We start from the raw sequence: 17,382 nt of genomic DNA on the forward strand, positions 1-17,382 counted from the left end.
TTTGAAATAGATATGTATAATCAAAAACTAGCAGCATAGTCACTCAACTTAAAGTCCAGTTTTTTGTTGCAAGTCCACCCTGGAAGAACTTAAGGAATTAAAAAGCAGACACAACTGGTTAGAAACTAAATTAAACCTTACTAAGGCTGAACTAAAAAGGCTAATGGAATTTGTTCCACTTGCTATTGCAGGCAATAGTCTGGCTAATTTTTACGAGCAACTTCAATTAGAAAAAGAATTAAAAAACACTTCAACAAATCCTTTAGTTCTTAAGCGAGAACTTGAGCAATTTTCAAAACGATTTTTAGATAAACTTGATGTATTACAATTGTCTGAAAATCAAGAGGAGCAATTGAGAAAACAACTAAAGGAAGCTTTAAATGATAGACAGAAAGCTTCATCCACTCCGATAATACAAAACATTCTGTTAGATTACTCCGATGAGCAGTTTAACAAATTCGAGACACTTTATAATTATTTGAAAACTACGTTCAAAGATGAGTTTAATCGGGTCGTTCAGGAGGAGAAGGACTATCGTACTTTACTTAAAAATACCACAAAAAAAATAAAGGCAGGTGAAGCACGGAAAGATAACCCTTTAGCTAAGCAATTAAGATTAGAAAAAGAGCTGGTATCAAAGGAAATTCAAAAGCTACAATATAAAGGTAATAAGCTTAAAGAAAATTTTGGGGTGCTAAAACAGCAACAAAATTCTTTAAAAATGCAGTTGTCTGAGGTTGAAAAAAAATCTCAAATAATAGCTCAGGACTTAAAAAAGCATAAGGTAGCAATTACCTTATTAGAAAAAATTAATCTGGTAATTAAGCGAATTAAGGAGGAAAAAAGATATTCCTTGCAGAAAGCCATATCAGTAGGTTTGAAAAAACTCATGCATAAACAGGATTTTGTAATCGATGTTAAAGTGATTATAGATACTGATGTAATGGATATTGAGTTATTGGATGGCTCTGGAGCCTCTATAAATAAGGAAAACCTTTCTAAAGGAGAACAACAGTTGTATGCTACAGCTTTATTAAATGCTCTTGTTGAAGAGTCTAAAGTGAATTTTCCTGTTTTTATAGACAGTCCTTTGCAAAAATTTGATAAATTCCACGCTGAAAACATAATAAAAGAATTCTACCCTACAGTTTCAGATCAGGTTGTACTTTTCCCCCTACTGGAGAAGGAATTATCTGAAAAGGAATTCGCTTTATTACAAGACAACCTGAACAGCACTTTTCTAATTTTAAACGACAAGGCTGGATCACGATTTAAGAAAATAACAAAAAATAAAGAGCTTTTTGAATCATTTAGAAAGTACGAAGATGTTTACCAGTATTAAAACCAGTGAAGCAAATAAAGAAGTAGTAACGAAGTTAACGCGATCTCTTAATCTGGGTTCTGAAAATATTATAGCCCGTTTAGCCCTTACTTATTCTTTATCGCAAGAGAAACAACTAGATTTAAAGTTTATCATGGATTCAAAAGGAAAGGAATACTCAAAAGGCGTTTTATTTGGAGATCATTATAAAATCTATGCAGGAATGATCGTATTACGATATGGTTTAAGTATTAATGATAAAAACTTACCTAAATATCTTAAAATGCATATTGATGATGGACTGAATAAATTAAACCTAATAGAACCTAGCTATAATAGCTTGAATGATTTAATTTGTTGGAATGTATAAAAGATTATGGAAAAGTTTTTAAATCTCATTTTGTACTTTTTGATTGCAATATTATTCATCGGTACAATGGGCATATGGTTACCAGTATGTATCGATTATTTTAGTGAGGAAAAGATTGATAAATATTCCTTTCTTCAAAATTCAGCGACTTATTTTATTTCTATTGCAGTTGCTGGTTGTTTAGAACTAACTAAGTCTGTAATAGAAAATATAAATCTCAAAAACAAAGTAGGATTAGTCTTTTTATCAGTTTTAGTGCTTTTAGTTTCTATTGCTTTGGTTGTGCTAGCTATAGTTTTTTCAATAAAGGAAAATTTTGGTGTTGGTATATGGATTGTTAGTGCAGGCATAATTCTTTCATGGATCTTGTGGTGGTTATCAAATTTTCAAAAAGGGGATGTTAATCCAGCTAATGCATTAGGTGGTAATATTGAAGAATAATATGAGTTATTTAAAATTAAAAGCTTTCAAAATAGACCAGCCCTTAGCAAGTTTTTTTGTAACTAAGATTAAGGCTGAAGATTTACTTGAAATTTCTTTTTCCGAAGAATTACAATATGTCAATGATAGTGGCGAATTAAAAGGAAATCAAAGAAAACAAGATGAGAAAAGACTTAAAAGCATAGCTAGATATATTGATTCAGTAGAAATGTCATTTCCAAACTCCATAATTTTAGCCGTAAATTATAATAGAGATACAGGAGAAATCATTGAAGATGAAGAAAAGAGATGGTCGGTTCGAGAAATAGAAAACGACCTTTATGAAATTAATGTTCCTTCCAAAGAAAAGTTAGCGTCTGTAATTGACGGTCAACATCGTTTGAATGCATTTCAATATATTTCAAAAAAAGACAGAAAAAATTTAGACTTGGTTTGTGCTATTTTTTTCGATTTAACTAATTCCTATCAAGCATTTTTATTTGCAACAATAAATGGGAACCAGAAAAAAGTTGATAAAAGTTTAGCTTTGGAGCAATTTGGTTTTAATATAGAGGAAGAACCAAAAGAATCTTGGACACCAGAAAAATTTGCAGTTTATTATTGTCGTATTTTAAATTTTAAAGATTCTGCTTTCAAAGGTAAAGTTAAATTAGCTCCAATTTATCAAGAAGAAATTTTTTCTAGTATTAACAGGGATAATTTCATTGTATCGACAGCAACTGTCGTTGATGGCATATTGAGCTTAATTTCCAGCAATCCTAAACGGGATAGGGTTGAAATGGGACAAACTTCAATTTTTAGAGGAAGAAATAGAAAAGCGTTAAAAGAGTTTAGAGATTCCTCGCCCTTAAGAGATGCTTTTATTCAAAATAAAGATGATTTAATATATAATATTGTAAAAAAATATTTTTATTGGGTTGATGAATTAATTTGGAAGAAAATTGGTGCTGAGAATTCTTATATTATTAAAACCGTTGGTATTCAGGCATTATTTGATTTATTGAAAAAAATTCTTCAGTCAAATCCAGACGTTAATAACATTGATTTTAAAAAATATGTCGAGAATTTTTCAAAAGTTGATTTTTCGGATAACTATTTTCAGGCATCAGGGGTCGGTAAATCCCGAATTAAAAAAATCTTATTTATAGCAAATAATTTTTCTTCGACAAGTGATCTAAAAGATATTGATGCTACAAATGTTAGTAGAATTCTAGCCTCAGCGGGTGATTAATTTAAACGTTGTTTATTAAGTCTCAAAATACATTTGGAGCTAAAACCACAGAAATAAAATTTCTGTTTAGTCAGGCTCTAAGTTTATTAATGCTCGGTGACATTTTCTAAATGTTTTTTTCTAGTAAAACTAATTTTTAAAAATTTCGAATTTTAAAAAACAAAGGAGTATACACCAAATTTCTTCGATTATTTTTAAAGATCGAATTATTTAGTATTAAATACTGAAGAAGGGAAGATGATTTTCGTATCAGATAAATATTAAAATTAGATCTTTATGTTCTTTTTTTATATGCTTTTTTTACGAGCTTGCCTTTTCTTTCCTTTGAATATTTAAGAATATTATTTTCTTGTTCAACAAGTTCAAAAAAATCTGAAAGGGATATTTCTAAAAAATCGCAGATTGCAAATAATTTACTACAAGTTACATTATGATCTGTCGAGGTATATCTTTCCAGGCCAAGACTTTTTCCGATCTCTGCATAATAATCATTATTTGCATTAAGCAGAGCATTTGATTCTTTGCTCTTATAAAGCTTTTTTATTACTTCTGAAATAGCAGTAGTTAGTTCAGGTATTTTTATCTGTTTAGCCATTAAAACAAATGGACTAATAAAATATCCTGATTACAATTACACATGTGTAAATAAATTTATTATATTTGATTTGTTATTATATTTTTGCGAAACTTCTTTAAGTAACATATTAGAAGCATTCGCTTTGAATCTCGCATTAGAAAACTGGTAATTTTTGATTGTGTACGAGATGATAAGTATGAATGCCTACGACCCGGGCGTAGGTTCATTCCTTATTTGTACACAGGTATACCAGTACCTCTAATGCAGTAAGTTGAGCCACGCCCTTTTTTGTATTTAGGGTTTTTGCAAATCTTCAACTTACTTTTTCAAAGTCGTTTTCTTCTCTTTATAAAGCTTCGCACCCCTAAGCTCCCCCTACAATTTATTAAGACCAAAATGGTCAACGCATCATATTGCGCTATTTATTAATGGGCTTGCCTTGGCATCCTTAAATCAAATAAAATATGACAAACGTGCGAACGGGAGCACACCATCTTGCTAAAGCACCCGTGGGTTACCGGTCATTCCCTAAGTTTAATCGGTAGTTGGGTTGGGGTTGCATGCACTGCGTGCAGCACGGGCTTATACAGGTTCTGTATTAGCACTGGTGCATTAGCAGTAGTTTTTATAGGATGTTTTGTTGATTTTCTTTAGCGTGCGAATTGCCTTAATTCAGATAGTCGTTTAAGGAAAGTCTTCGGGTATGAGAAAGTATAGGTTCTATAGCAAGTTCTGTTCATTTTCTTTACTCGTCTAAAGAAAACGAACCAAAAGAAACGACGCCTTTTGGATAGGTATTTTTTGCTACCGCAAAAACCGCAAGTGCATCCCTAAATTTCCTCCAAGGCTTCAGAAATTTTTAACGGGATACCCTTGCTATACTGACCAAAAGGAAGCTTAACCCTTCGGGTTTGGATAGTTTGTAGTTAAGGTTCACGTTAAGTTATCCTTAAGTTCCCCTCCGACCTTGGTAAAAGAGTTAAAGGAGATGATTAAAGACGAGGACAACGAGAATGCTATACTGAAGAAAAAGAAGCCTTAAAACCAAATTTTAAAACTTTCTATAAAACACTTGAATTAGCCATAAAAAAATGACTATGAGAAAATAAAAAACACGCGTTAATACGGGTGTTAAGCAAAAGAGCCTTCCCCAAGAGTAGAGTCAGCGGGGAAGGCGTGCGCTTAAATAAAACTATTGTTTCATCTAATAACACGACGAAGTTATGAAAATTTTGACTACGCGCCTTACGGGGGCTGCGTGGATACTTGTTATCCTATTTTGGACAACAGGAAATCTACTTTGGGCTACTACGCCCCAACAAACCGTATCCGGTACCATTAGCGATACACAAGAAAATCCAATTCCCGGTGTAAGCATTCGCCTGTTGAACAGCAACACGGGTACGCAAACCGATCTAGACGGGGCTTTCGGCATTCAAGCACAACCTAGCGATACTTTAAGTATCAGCTATCTGGGGTTTAAAACGCTACGCCTACCGGTAGGGAATCAAACCACATTTACCATCACCCTACAACAGGACATCACCGATCTGGGCGAAGTGACCATCAACGCCGGGTATTACAACACCACCCGCCGTGAACAAACTGGAAGTATCGCCCGGGTAACTGCCGAGGAGATCGAGGGTCAACCCGTGACCAATCCCCTAGCCGCTTTGCAAGGCCGAATGGCCGGGGTCAACATTACACAAACTACCGGAGTGCCCGGAGGTGGATTTAATATTCAGATACGGGGAACTAACAGCATCGGTGAGGGCAATGACCCGCTGTATATCGTAGATGGGGTTCCGTTTTCATCAACTTCCTTAGGTAATGAAACATTGAGCTATATCTACCCCGGTACTAACTCTCCACTAAACAGCATCAATCCTGCCGATATCGCCAGTATTGAAATTTTAAAAGATGCAGATGCTACCGCTATTTATGGTTCACGTGGAGCTAATGGAGTGGTTTTGATCACAACCAAAAAAGGGAAGGCCGGTAAAACTCAACTCTCACTTGATTTGTATTCAGGAATTGGGGAAGTTGCTCACTTCACACCCTTGATGAATACTGAGCAATATCTTGAGATGCGTAGAGAGGCTTATACTAATGACGGGGTAACTACCCTCCCTTTTAATGCCTATGATGTCAATGGGACTTGGGACACTACTCGCAACGCCAATTGGCAGGAACTTCTTGCAGGAGATCAGGCTCGGCAGCAACAACTAAACCTGCGTTTTAGTGGCGGCACCAATCAAACCAGATATCTACTAGGAGGCACGCTGCGAGACGAGACCACCGTATTTCCGGGAGCTAACGGCTATCATAAAGCCAGCGTTTTGGCAAGCCTGCAACATAAGGATACCGAAGAGCGCTTTGCGCTTAACCTGTCGGTTAATTATGTGATCGACCGCAACGATCAACCGGGATCTGACTTATTTAGTTATACCCGTACTCTGGTACCTAATGCCCCTGAACTTTATACTGAAGATGGCGAACTGAATTGGGAAAACAGTACTTGGGCAAACCCATTAGCCACTTACCTGAATGAACGGTATGAGAGTAAAACGTATAACCTGATAGCCAATGCCAATTTATCTTATAAACTGCTTGATCAGCTGCAACTCAAACTTAATCTGGGCTATACAACATTAGAACTGGACGAAACACGCATCCTCCCTTCTACCCGATATAATCCTGCTTTCAATCTCGACAGTAGCCTCTCTAGCGTCTATGACAACAATGGGACACGTAAATCTTGGATTGCCGAACCGCAGCTCATGTATGAGCACGAAATTGGCTTATTAGAAATCAATGCGCTTGTGGGTGCTTCCTTTCAGGAAGACGATACAAAAATGCGCACCTTCTATGCTCAAAATTTTCCCAGCAACGCCCTGCTTGATGATCTGGCTGCAGCATCAGTTTTACAACTTGTGAAAAGCGAGGACGAGACCTATCGCTATCAGGCTGTTTTTGGACGCATCAACCTCAATTGGGATCGTAAATACTTGCTTAACATTACAGGCCGTAGGGACGGGAGCAGCCGCTTTGGAAACTCAAACCGATTCGCCAATTTTGGAGCGGTAGGTTTGGCTTGGATATTTACCGAAGAAGCTTTATTTAAAAACCAAAGTTTACTGAGCTTTGGAAAGCTACGGGCCAGTTATGGTATTACGGGAAATGACCAGATTGGAAACTATGAGTACCTCGACACTTATAGCTTGTCTAATACCAATTACGATGGGCTTATTGGGCTGGCTCCTACCCAATTGTTTAATCCTAATTTCAGTTGGGAAACCAATACCAAACAGGAACTGGCTTTAGAACTGGGCTTTTTTAAAGACCATCTTTTTCTGAATACGACTTACTTTAAAAACCGCTCCGGCAATCAACTGGTAGGCATCCCTTTACCAACCACCACCGGATTTAACACGTTACGCGCTAATCTGGATGCGACGGTTGAAAACCGCGGATTAGAGTTGGAATTGCGCAGTGTTAACTTGAATACAACCAACTGGAAGTGGACCACGAGTTTTAACCTCTCGATTCCAAAAAATGAACTAGTCTCCTACCCAGGTTTGGCAGGTTCGCCTTATGCCAACCAACTCGTAATTGGAGAATCGCTTACTATTCAAAAACGCTACGAGATCTCCGGCGTAAACCCAGATACGGGGATCTATGAATTTCGGGATTTTGATGGGGATGGCAATATCACGGCTACTGGTGATAAAGAGTTCATTGCCAGGGTTGATCCCCGGTATTTTGGTGGTTTGGGGAATGAACTATCCTATAAGAATTGGGATTTAAATTTCTTTTTTCAGTTTGTAGCTAAGGACAATACAGGTATCTATTCCGGCATACCGGGAGGTATGGTCAACCAGCCTGTAGCGGTAACTGACCGCTGGCAAGAACCGGGGGATGTCGCTACTTTTCAACAGTACAGCATAGGAAGAAATCGTGCTGTTGCTGATGCCTATCGTCGTTTTTTAGATAGTAATCTTAACTGGTCTGATGCTTCCTTTATACGGCTTAAAAACGTCAATCTAAATTACACCCTACCTCGAAAGCTTCTTAAATATCTAGAAGCACGCTTGTATCTACAGGGGCAAAACGTCTTCACCCTTACTGATTATACGGGAGCAGATCCTGAAACTTCATCTCCCCTGATTCTACCTCCCCTACGGCAGTTTGTGCTTGGAGCTCAATTCACCTTTTAAATTACTACTGATGAAAAACGATAAACAATTTTGGAATCGAGGGCTGGCTTCTTTACTTAACTTATGTCTAGCAGTTATAGTACTGGCTTGTGCAGATTTTGTAGAAGTAGACCTGCCCTCCAATCAACAGACTGGAACTTCGGTGTTCCAGGAACTCAAAACAGCCGAAGCAGCCTTGACTAATATCTACGCGATACAGCGCGAAGAAGGACTACTTAGCGGTAGTGCTTCAGGAATTTCCAATGCCTTTTCGCTGTATGCAGATGAACTGGAACTTAATGAAAGTGCTTCCGGGAGTGCTGCAGAGTTTGCTACCCACACCCTATCCCCCGCCACCCCACTTATTCAAACGATGTGGGCAAATACGTATCAAAGCATTTATGCGACCAATGCGGTAATTGAAGGGCTTCTAGAAAGTACATCCTTAACTCCTGAACAACGCGATCCCTTAGTGGGAGAAGCCTTCTTTCTGAGAGGACTGTTATATTTCTACTTAAATCAACTCTTTGGAGCCATTCCCTATGTAACTACTACAGATTATGCGGTTAACAGCCGTATTGAAAAGTCTGATGCCGCTACAGTTACGGACTTGATTCTGGCAGATCTGGAACAAGCGACAAACCTGCTTCCTGAGAACTATTCTAATACAGAACGTACAAGGCCTAATCGCTTTGTAGCACAATTAGTATCAGCACGTGTACACCTGTATGCTGAAAATTGGGAACAGGCAACTAGCCTTGTCAGCAGTGTGATTAATTCAGGCTTATATTCACTGAATGTCCATATTGATGAAGTCTTTAAACGGTCCAGTGCAGCCACCCTTTGGCAATTTAAACCCGAGCAACCAGGTTATAATACCTATGAAGCCCAAAGCTTTATCCTACTTACTGCTCCACCAACCGGTAATGCCTTACGGGAGGCCTTCCTCAATAGTTTTGAAGCGAAAGATTTACGAGCTGAAAATTGGATGAGTTCTGTTAGCGATGGGACAGCCATCTGGTATTTCCCCTATAAATATCAGGAATACAGCCCTACCGAAACCTCACAGGAATACAGTAAAGTAATTCGTTTGGCTGAAGCTTATTTAATACGAGCAGAGGCAAGGCTACGTAAAAATGATTTTATCGGAGCACGTGATGATCTCAACCATACACGATTACGGGCAGGGCTTCCTGCAATAAGTACGCTTGATCCCAACGCGCTGGAAGAAGCATTAATATACGAGCGTAAGGCTGAATTTTTCACAGAATTTGGGCATCGCTGGTTTGATTTGAAACGCTGGGGTCGCGCTGAAGCCCGGCTTGAAAATCTTAAGCCCGGCTGGGGAATTTCAAGTTACTTGTTGCCCCTACCAGAAACCGAACTTCAGGCAAACCCTAATCTTTTACCACAAAATCCGGGATACTAGTATGAAATATTTAAAAGCACTGATAAGCCTCATGTTCTTGCTTTGTCTAAATACTGTAGCAAAGGCACAACAACTAAAACCCGTTCAAGAAACCGATTATGAACGCTGGTATTCGGTCAAGGTCCTAAAAACATCAGCTGATGCTGATTGGTACGAAGTCTTTAAAGATTATGAAAATCGGCAAGACAGCTTAATGATTCGCGCCCGTCATTCTCAAAAGACCTATGAGATCCCTTTGTCCTCTAAACGAGAGTTTTATAAAGACTGCTACGTTTACGTAAAGGATCAAACAGTCAATGTACTGCATCTTAATACCGGCACTACCCAGACCTATGAAGGTTCTACCCATTTTGAATATAGTGATGATCTTGAGAAACTTCTTTTAAAACCTAAGGATCCTCTTAAGCCGCTTACTTACGTAGACCTTGATGGGCGGCATACACAAGCCTTACCTGCTTTAGAAAGCTATACTTTGAGTCCAAATGGTAAGTTGATGGTGGGCATTCAACACGTAAACGAAATACGACGGGTGTTGCTATTTGATTTACAAAAACCCCAGCAAAAACCACAGGTGCTAACGGAAGTCGATGCAAAGGCAGAAGAACTTATCTGGTCTCCCGATTCTGAAAAGCTGGCCCTTAGAACGGCAACGGACTCCATTAATCATTCCAAACTGTATTATTATGAGACTAAGGGTAGGAATCTACAGGTATTTGATCCTGATAAAATACCCGCGTTTCCAAAAGATCAAGAGCTTTGTAATGGTCCAAATTCTCAATTGCAATTTATATTCGCATCCACCGGAAGCAATCTGTATTTTCCCAGCAAGCCCAAAGTACGTCGCAAAGTGGTTTGGGATAAAACCGTAGATCTATTCCGAAGCAGGGATACCTACAAACTACTCCATACCCAGTACCGGGAAGATTATTTAAACTATCCGTTATATCACGTTTGGAATCCTAAAACCGGCTTGTATAGAACTTTGAGTGATTCTATTTGGTCAAGAACGGTACTTACCCATAACCAAGATTATGTGATCCGGGTGAAGCAACACCTGAATGAACCTACGGTAAAGATTGAGCAGGATGTTGCTTTAGAAGTTCTCAATATCCAAACCGGTAATGTTTTAAAAACAGTGGAACGTCTGGAGTACATCACTTCTAATCTGATGGTATCACCCAAAGGCAACTACATCAATTATTTTAAAGACTTAAATTGGTATGCACTGGATCTTAAAACCGGGAAAGAGCTGAACCTTTCTCAACTGATTGCCCAACCTCTGTATGATGTGGATTATGACTGGACGGGCTCTCCGGAAGCTTACGAAATAGCAGGTTACAGTCCGGATGAGACTTTGATATATCTCTATGATCAATACGATCTGTATCAGGTTGATTTAAAGACTCAAGAAGTAAAGCGGCTCACCTCAGGAAGCTCCAAAAAAAGAAGTTATCGTATCGTAAAGCAAAAGATCACCGATCCTTTTGAGCGAAATTACAGTTATGATACGGCGCCGGTACTGGACCTGAGTGAACCCCAATTTTTAGAAGTAAAAGGAGAAGCTTATGAAAGCGGATATGCATGGCTTGTAAATGGAACCTTAAAAGAAATCACATATGGAAACACACATTGCTATAATCCAATAATCAGGAACCAGCAGCTGTTGTATTTGGAGGAAGATCAGGATCTACCGCCCCGGCTTATGTTTTGGGAACCTAAGTTGGAGCATCCTAGAGTACTGTTTCAATCAAATCCACACTACGCGGAATATACTTGGGGTACGGCAAAACTTCTAAAGTTTGAAAATGCTAATGAGCAACCAGTAGCTGCTGCGCTGATGTATCCCTTTGACTATAACCCTTCGAAAAAATATCCGATGGTCGTAGAGGTTTATGAGGATAAAGCCAGTGAAATCAACAGGTATTGCAATCCCGGAGTAGTAAAAACAACAGGCTTCAACAGCAGCCATATGCGTAGTAAGGGGTATTTTGTGCTTTATCCCAATTTAAAGTATGAGATAGATAACGTAGGGGTTTCTGCCAATGAAAGCCTTAATGCAATCCTTGATCACAGCTTTCAGGAACAGGCGATTGACACCAATAGACTGGGCCTTATCGGCTATTCCTTTGGTGGGTATGAGACCAATTTTATAGTGACACATAATAACCGCTTTACCGCGGCGGTTTCCGGAGGGGGTTTCAATGATTTAATTCGAAGATATACTTCCCCTAGTGAAAGTGGAAAACCTGAATTCTTTCAGTTTGAAAATCACCAATCCCGAATGTCTAAACCCTATTATGCAATGAAGCAAGCTTATTTGAGGAATTCTCCTATTCTGGAGGTTGACAATATGGACACACCGCTTCTCTTATTTGCCGGAAAAGAAGATTATCATGTAAATTGGCACGAATCTGAATCCTTCTATCTGGCCCTTTCCCGAGCCCAAAAAGAAGTTAGCCTGCTACTTTATCCGGATGAAGCCCATCATTTTGTAAAATCAAGAGCAAGGAAGGACATTACCAGGCGCGTTACAGACTGGTTTGAGCATTATTTAAAGGAGAAATCAAAACCTGTATGGATGCAAACCAATGCATATGCTTATAAAAATAAACGAGAGTGATTTATGACTTTTTGATTGTATGTTGAGATAAATAAAAGCTGCATCCTTAGGGATGCAGCTTTTTGTATTCAATTAATCCTGAATACGATAGAGACGCTCAGGACAGCTCGTACCTTGTAAGTCGTACAAAGGTTGTCCTTCTAAAGTGGTACAGAACTCGTCATTTGCAACATCTGTACACTCAACGTTCATGTCTACACACTGATTTTGTGTAGGATCAAACTGATGACCATTTTTAATCGCAACATCTTTTGCGCTGGTCAACAGTGCTCCCCCTGCTGCCAGTGCTACTGCGAGTACCGGCAAGGTGAGTCTTCTTTTTACATTTTTCATAATTGTAAAATTTAATAATTAATGACCTACTCTAGTTCAGGTTTTCGGTCGTACTCCTGATATCGGCCGATATATTTTAAATGGCTTCCAGATCCAAAAAATCAGATCGTATTTCATAGATCACCAGATAGTCTCCCATCAGTGCAAACAGATGTTGCCCGGTTATTATAAAAGCTTTTGATTTTTCACCTTTATAATCATAGAGGTAAAAACTGGATACATAGTTTTGATTGTTTAGATCATACACATCTACAATACGGGCTTGATCTAACATTTTTTCAGATTCGTATTTTCCTAAACGACTTGATTGTATAAACAAATAGTGCGAAGCTGTAGTTGCATATTCCGCTACGGTTTGGGTGTTGGGACCCAATTTGTGTATAGAATCTTTAAGGGTTAATACTTCCAGTTGAGCAGTTGCTATGGTATCTATAAGTTTACCTTTCGTCTGTAGCTCTAGTTGAGTATTTAACAGTAAATATTCATTGCGATAGCGGTATTGATAAACCACGAGATTGAGCAAATCATTAAACAGCAGAAAGCCATTTACATCAAACACCCCATCTATCTGGGGTTCCAATAATTTAGGATAAATGCGAGTTTTACCAGTATTGCTTGTAATATTCCCCAACGCATAGTTCCCCGATGATGCAGCGGTAGTACCTATAATAAAAGTTGAGTCAGAGACTGGGATTATTTTATCAAAAAAAGCTCGTTTATATAGTTCTTGGGACATCTTTTGACCATCTGGGGTCCCTTGAAAAAGCACCGGTACACTGCCATCGTAGGTATATAATTGATCAGCATATACTTTATTTTGTATCGACTTAAAAGAGTAACTGGTTAAATTGGGTAAGTTGATGCTTAGGTTTTCTTTCGGCTCCAGTGTAAGATCGAATGACTTCAATTTTAAGGGGGCGGTGTAGTTACCCAGATACAGGCTTTCGTGTGCAATACCAGCAAAATAATAGGAGTTTACTTCGAGGTCATAAGCCTTATTAAAAGTAAGTAAATGGTGTGGATATCTTCTTATAAAAGCATTATTACGATGCAATTGCTCTTCTGATGTCAAAAAAAGAACAATTACCAATACAGAACTCCCGAATAGGCTTGTGCAGAGTTTTAATATTGTGTTTCGTTTTAACTCAAGAATAGCGCTTTTAGGATTTTGAGAAGCTACTAAAAAAGCAGTCGCAGCCAACAACAAACATACCCCATTAAAGATCAGATGCTCCGTCCAACCTAAGGATTCTAAAATCCCTCCACAGGAGCAGGGTACAAAATCAGCGTAGTTGAGAATGATTATGATATAGGTTGTAAAAGCCGTCATCAAACACAGACTGCCATATAAACCCACTCTTTTAGTTTTTGGAAACAGCAAGAGTCCGCTTAGTATATACTCACTCAACGGAACCAACCAAACCAAGACTCCGGCATAAGCACTGAGTAAGGGGGATTGTCCCAGCTGGACGCTAAAGGCTTGGTAATCCAAAAGTTTGGCGGTAGCAGCATAAACCCAGAGCAGAATGAAGAAGCCACTCACCAGATCTATAAACCATCTTTTACTGTTTCCTGTTTTTAGTTCCATAACCTTAACTATCAGAAACTAAAGGTCGGAACAGTTTTTAAAAGTCAGATTGACTCCTAAGTCCAAAATTTTGCCTGTAAAGCCTTTTTTTAGAGCCCTTTATAAGATAAAGGAGTTTGATCATAGTTCTTTTTAAAACATCGAGAAAAGTGAGCTGCACTGTTAAAACCACATTTTCTGGAAATTTCCTTTACAGAGCTATCTGTAGTTTGTAATAGCAGAGCTGCTCGCTTTAAACGTTCACTAAGGTGGAATTGATAGATGGTCATCCCAAAGGCTTTTTTAAATTCTGCCTTTATTTTAGTTGCATTGGTACGATGCAGCAGACCTATATCACGTAGAGATGGTAATGGCTTATCTAAATTACGCAAGCAATACATCCGTAAATTCTTCGCAAAAATCCGATTTCTAGCACTTCGCGATCGAACTGATTTGATTTGTTTTTTGGGAGCTCCACTGCGTTCTTTTAGATCTTCCAGCTTAAAATCTTCATAGATTAATAATGCATACTGGTGCTCTTTTTTATGTGTCAGAAGAGTTAAGCTACAATTTGATTTAAAGATCCGTTTATTTGCAGTATTAAAATCTAAGGGAAAAACTCTCGGGTTGGACTCTTGAGTTACATTATTAAACTCCTCGGTAAATAATGGAATAGAATACTCCGTAAGATAGGAATCAATAGATAATTCGCTTTCTTGAGGTACTTGTGCATATCCCAAAATTTCCAAAAAGCAAGAAGAACAATTTTTAAGTTTACCTTTTGAATCAAAAATCAATATCACCGGCGCAGGCCTTAAAAAAGAATTGGCGTAGCTACCAAAATTAAAAAATGTAATTTCTTCACTCAACATATTTAAAAGTACGCCCACTGTATCAATAGCATCCAGCCGTGGTGAGGGTTTATACCGAAATTCAAAATTGCCTACTGCAATTTCAATGATTTGATCGGACAGTTGTTTGAATCGCTCTTCCTTTGTACGTTCCATCTGCTATAGATTTTAAGTTATTTACTTGAATTGACTCAAGAATGTCAGCGCCTTGCTCTCCTCTTTAAAAACTTGTATTGTGGTATTTACAGCAGTAGTACGTAAATACATGTTCAACAGAAATAAGGTATAGTTACTTTCAACCAAAAAAGCCTGTGCTTTAGTAAGTAATGATCCTTGATTTCCAAGATAATCACGTGCAGCTTTATCTGCTCCATAAACTGCCCGTAAGTCACAAAAAATAGGATACTCCATCCCGTTTTGTAACTCTAGGCGCTGCAGCACCACTTTTTCAGCCATCACTAAATCAATACAGCGCACCGGTTTATAGACAAAAAACACAATTCCGTCATCTTTCCACATTTTTGCATATTTATTATCAATCACCATCCCGTCAGCAATTTAGTCCTATAAATAGCATTCATTTTTAGCATCAGTTTTATGCAAATGCGTGCACCTATTATGAAAAACGAATATTTAAATTTAATTAAAATGATTTTGTGTCGAATTGACTCTAAAGCCCAAATGCTTGACTATAAAGTCCAAATTCTTAACTACCGGTTATTATTTCTCTTATTTATAACTAGCTTGTAACATAATCTAAAGACTACACGATGGCTCAAGTTAAACACACCAATTTCCTACCTATAGTACTCCAAACAACCCCTCAGTTTATAAAATCTGATAGTGCTCTGTTTCCTGTTGTAGATTATAAATTCTTGGAAATGCATCAAAAGAATCATGATGTGGTATGCCCAAATTTGAGCGGGAGGATAGATCTGAAGGCATTTCAAACCTACAGGCAGCTTTTGTATCAAACCATTTTAAGAGCCCGAAAATTATATATGAATCAAATCGATTTTGGTTTGAGTGCCAACTTTGAAGAGAGAAAACGGGTTGCAACTGTAATTCCTAAACAGGCTTTAGTGCATACCGATGATAATTTTTTATTAGAATACTTAGAAATGATGAGAACCAGCAACTAAAAGCAAGAAGCCCTTCCAATAAGACGTGATTGATTACCCACTAATCCACTACACCAGTTGAAAGTTCTACTGCCTCATTATTTATTAACCCGCCTAGTTAATAATACGATGTTTACCTCTGAAATACACAACTTTCACCAACTTCTCAATACCCAAGTGCTGGGGCTTATAGATCCCGTTAAAAAAGCAAACTCAGGAATTGAAATCGCTAATGACTCCCTTTCTAAATTAAAAGAAATCGTTGAGCAGGAGGATTTTGAAAACGTTCCCGAAGAAATTGATTTCTTTAAAAACATCAAGCCGTGTCCGATGAGTTACCTCATTTACTTCTCGGAGATGCGCTCTTGTGAATCTCGTAAACCCAAAGCCGGAGAAAGCTTTCAGATTCAATTCTTTGAAAAAGAACTGCGTAAAATCAATAAATTCTTTTATCGGAATAATGATTTTGTTCAATACATGGAGCAAGGACATTCGTATATGGATCATCAGCTTTTTACGCGTAACCACCGTAAAAACTTCCCATTCACACCTACCATAAACTATTATCAGTATCCTGAATTCTCCAGTTCTCACGATATGCTCTGGGCAAAAATACAAGCGATGTATCGGCTGATCCATTATATCCGGGAAGCTATAGAATCCTTAAAACCCGGTATTATCGAAACCTTCCCGCCCCAGAAACATCCGGTTATGGTTTGGTCGGGTTCCAAAACGGCTTTGGTTGAATTGATCTATGCGCTTTTTGCCTCGGGAGATCTCAATCATGGAACTGCTGATATCAGTACCCTTACCACTTCCTTCGAAGATATCTTCAATATCAAACTCGATAATATCTACAAGACCTATTCTGAAATCAAAGCCAGGAAAAACACACGTTCAAAATATCTTGAAAGCCTCATCGTGGCTTTGGAAGCTAAAATGAATAAAGACGACGAATAGTTCCTCACAAAATACCTCTGAGTAAATTACAAATCGGTAGTAGAAAATGAATTTTATTTCAAGTTGATCCTTGGAACTTTGCACCCTTTTGCGGTGCCATAAAAAATCCCACCTCTTCGTAACTACGAAAATGAATTTTTAAAATTCTTAGGCGCTTTCATTTTTACGTTTGTGCTCTTTGTACTATCAAAAACATCCAAAACAGCTCAAAATTAATGCTTTTTAAAGACTGTTAAATTTTTTCCCACTACGAAGCCCCTTGTGAATAATTCCCATCAAACCTATTCAAATTCGTAGAACGAAAGTCAAACCCAGATAGGGGCTGTCAACAAAAATGAATGAACCTCGATAGCCCCTTTCTATTA

Annotated in this window: 14 protein-coding genes; 9 read left to right on the plus strand and 5 right to left on the minus strand. The window is 38.0% G+C overall.

The genetic code is table 11. The annotated features are described in order from the left end of the window. Window positions 1–163 precede the first annotated feature (163 nt). Genes WA338_RS12915 through WA338_RS12930 form a run of 4 tightly spaced genes read left to right on the plus strand, consistent with a single transcriptional unit; the run spans window position 164 to window position 3,363 of the window. Window positions 164–1,342 (plus strand): hypothetical protein, encoded by a 1,179-nt coding sequence (locus WA338_RS12915; RefSeq protein ID WP_336093636.1) that lies wholly within the window; start codon window positions 164–166, stop codon window positions 1,340–1,342. Then, window positions 1,326–1,691 (plus strand): DndE family protein, encoded by a 366-nt coding sequence (locus WA338_RS12920; protein ID WP_273015974.1) that lies wholly within the window; start codon window positions 1,326–1,328, stop codon window positions 1,689–1,691. The genes WA338_RS12915 and WA338_RS12920 overlap by 17 nt, the downstream gene beginning before the upstream one ends. Before the next feature lie 6 nt (window positions 1,692–1,697). Further along, window positions 1,698–2,132: a hypothetical protein gene (locus WA338_RS12925; protein WP_273015976.1), complete on the plus strand. Its 435-nt coding sequence runs from the start codon at window positions 1,698–1,700 to the stop codon at window positions 2,130–2,132. Between the two features lies 1 nt (window position 2,133). Further along, window positions 2,134–3,363, plus strand: a complete 1,230-nt coding sequence (locus tag WA338_RS12930; RefSeq protein WP_273015977.1) for a DNA phosphorothioation-associated DGQHR protein 1 — start codon at window positions 2,134–2,136, stop codon at window positions 3,361–3,363. 274 nt (window positions 3,364–3,637) lie between these two features. Here the strand turns inward: WA338_RS12930 and WA338_RS12935 are convergent, their stop codons facing one another. Then, window positions 3,638–3,958, minus strand: coding sequence for a hypothetical protein (locus WA338_RS12935; protein ID WP_273015979.1), 321 nt, complete (start codon window positions 3,956–3,958; stop codon window positions 3,638–3,640). 1,205 nt (window positions 3,959–5,163) lie between these two features. Between WA338_RS12935 and WA338_RS12940 the strand changes: the two genes are divergently transcribed. The 3 genes from WA338_RS12940 to WA338_RS12950 are packed head-to-tail and all read left to right on the plus strand — an operon-like array spanning window position 5,164 to window position 12,185. Next, the gene (locus WA338_RS12940) at window positions 5,164–8,157 is read left to right on the plus strand and encodes a SusC/RagA family TonB-linked outer membrane protein (RefSeq protein WP_336093640.1); all 2,994 of its coding nucleotides are present in this window, start codon (window positions 5,164–5,166) and stop codon (window positions 8,155–8,157) included. 10 nt (window positions 8,158–8,167) lie between these two features. Then, complete coding sequence (locus WA338_RS12945; protein WP_273015982.1) at window positions 8,168–9,565, plus strand: RagB/SusD family nutrient uptake outer membrane protein; 1,398 nt, start codon at window positions 8,168–8,170, stop codon at window positions 9,563–9,565. Window position 9,566: 1 nt separating this feature from the next. Beyond that, window positions 9,567–12,185, plus strand: coding sequence for an alpha/beta hydrolase family protein (locus tag WA338_RS12950; RefSeq protein WP_273015983.1), 2,619 nt, complete (start codon window positions 9,567–9,569; stop codon window positions 12,183–12,185). A 72-nt stretch (window positions 12,186–12,257) separates the two neighbouring features. Here WA338_RS12950 and WA338_RS12955 read toward each other — a convergent pair whose 3' ends face one another. The 4 genes from WA338_RS12955 to WA338_RS12970 form a co-directional block, all read right to left on the minus strand. Further along, window positions 12,258–12,518 (minus strand): hypothetical protein, encoded by a 261-nt coding sequence (locus WA338_RS12955; protein ID WP_273015985.1) that lies wholly within the window; start codon window positions 12,516–12,518, stop codon window positions 12,258–12,260. A gap of 76 nt (window positions 12,519–12,594) precedes the next feature. After that, the gene (locus WA338_RS12960; RefSeq protein ID WP_273015987.1) at window positions 12,595–14,106 is read right to left on the minus strand and encodes a MauE/DoxX family redox-associated membrane protein; all 1,512 of its coding nucleotides are present in this window, start codon (window positions 14,104–14,106) and stop codon (window positions 12,595–12,597) included. Between the two features lie 89 nt (window positions 14,107–14,195). Continuing rightward, a complete protein-coding gene (locus WA338_RS12965) occupies window positions 14,196–15,092 on the minus strand; it encodes a helix-turn-helix transcriptional regulator (protein WP_273015989.1) in 897 nt (298 codons plus the stop codon). A 21-nt stretch (window positions 15,093–15,113) separates the two neighbouring features. Beyond that, window positions 15,114–15,482 (minus strand): DUF7793 family protein, encoded by a 369-nt coding sequence (locus tag WA338_RS12970; RefSeq protein ID WP_273015990.1) that lies wholly within the window; start codon window positions 15,480–15,482, stop codon window positions 15,114–15,116. A gap of 224 nt (window positions 15,483–15,706) precedes the next feature. Between WA338_RS12970 and WA338_RS12975 the strand changes: the two genes are divergently transcribed. Both WA338_RS12975 and WA338_RS12980 read left to right on the plus strand, forming a co-directional pair. Then, the gene (locus tag WA338_RS12975) at window positions 15,707–16,078 is read left to right on the plus strand and encodes a hypothetical protein (RefSeq protein WP_273015992.1); all 372 of its coding nucleotides are present in this window, start codon (window positions 15,707–15,709) and stop codon (window positions 16,076–16,078) included. Window positions 16,079–16,186: 108 nt separating this feature from the next. Further along, window positions 16,187–17,017, plus strand: coding sequence for an RteC domain-containing protein (locus WA338_RS12980; RefSeq protein ID WP_273015994.1), 831 nt, complete (start codon window positions 16,187–16,189; stop codon window positions 17,015–17,017). The last annotated feature ends 365 nt before the right edge of the window (window positions 17,018–17,382 follow it).

It is taken from the genome of Leeuwenhoekiella sp. CH_XMU1409-2 (assembly GCF_037029365.1).
GTDB classification, from domain to species: Bacteria; Bacteroidota; Bacteroidia; order Flavobacteriales; family Flavobacteriaceae; genus Leeuwenhoekiella; species Leeuwenhoekiella blandensis.

Bases quoted from the DNA above. Each gene is read 5' to 3' on its own strand.
- WA338_RS12935 (WP_273015979.1), bottom strand. From the start codon at position 3,958: ATGGCTAAACAGATAAAAATACCTGAACTAACTACTGCTATTTCAGAA.
- WA338_RS12940 (WP_336093640.1), top strand. From the start codon at position 5,164: ATGAAAATTTTGACTACGCGCCTTACGGGGGCTGCGTGGATACTTGTT.
- WA338_RS12955 (WP_273015985.1), bottom strand. From the start codon at position 12,518: ATGAAAAATGTAAAAAGAAGACTCACCTTGCCGGTACTCGCAGTAGCA.
- WA338_RS12920 (WP_273015974.1), top strand. From the start codon at position 1,326: ATGTTTACCAGTATTAAAACCAGTGAAGCAAATAAAGAAGTAGTAACG.
- WA338_RS12915 (WP_336093636.1), top strand. From the start codon at position 164: ATGGAATTTGTTCCACTTGCTATTGCAGGCAATAGTCTGGCTAATTTT.
- WA338_RS12925 (WP_273015976.1), top strand. From the start codon at position 1,698: ATGGAAAAGTTTTTAAATCTCATTTTGTACTTTTTGATTGCAATATTA.
- WA338_RS12970 (WP_273015990.1), bottom strand. From the start codon at position 15,482: ATGGTGATTGATAATAAATATGCAAAAATGTGGAAAGATGACGGAATT.
- WA338_RS12980 (WP_273015994.1), top strand. From the start codon at position 16,187: ATGTTTACCTCTGAAATACACAACTTTCACCAACTTCTCAATACCCAA.
- WA338_RS12930 (WP_273015977.1), top strand. From the start codon at position 2,134: ATGAGTTATTTAAAATTAAAAGCTTTCAAAATAGACCAGCCCTTAGCA.
- WA338_RS12960 (WP_273015987.1), bottom strand. From the start codon at position 14,106: ATGGAACTAAAAACAGGAAACAGTAAAAGATGGTTTATAGATCTGGTG.
- WA338_RS12950 (WP_273015983.1), top strand. From the start codon at position 9,567: ATGAAATATTTAAAAGCACTGATAAGCCTCATGTTCTTGCTTTGTCTA.
- WA338_RS12965 (WP_273015989.1), bottom strand. From the start codon at position 15,092: ATGGAACGTACAAAGGAAGAGCGATTCAAACAACTGTCCGATCAAATC.
- WA338_RS12945 (WP_273015982.1), top strand. From the start codon at position 8,168: ATGAAAAACGATAAACAATTTTGGAATCGAGGGCTGGCTTCTTTACTT.
- WA338_RS12975 (WP_273015992.1), top strand. From the start codon at position 15,707: ATGGCTCAAGTTAAACACACCAATTTCCTACCTATAGTACTCCAAACA.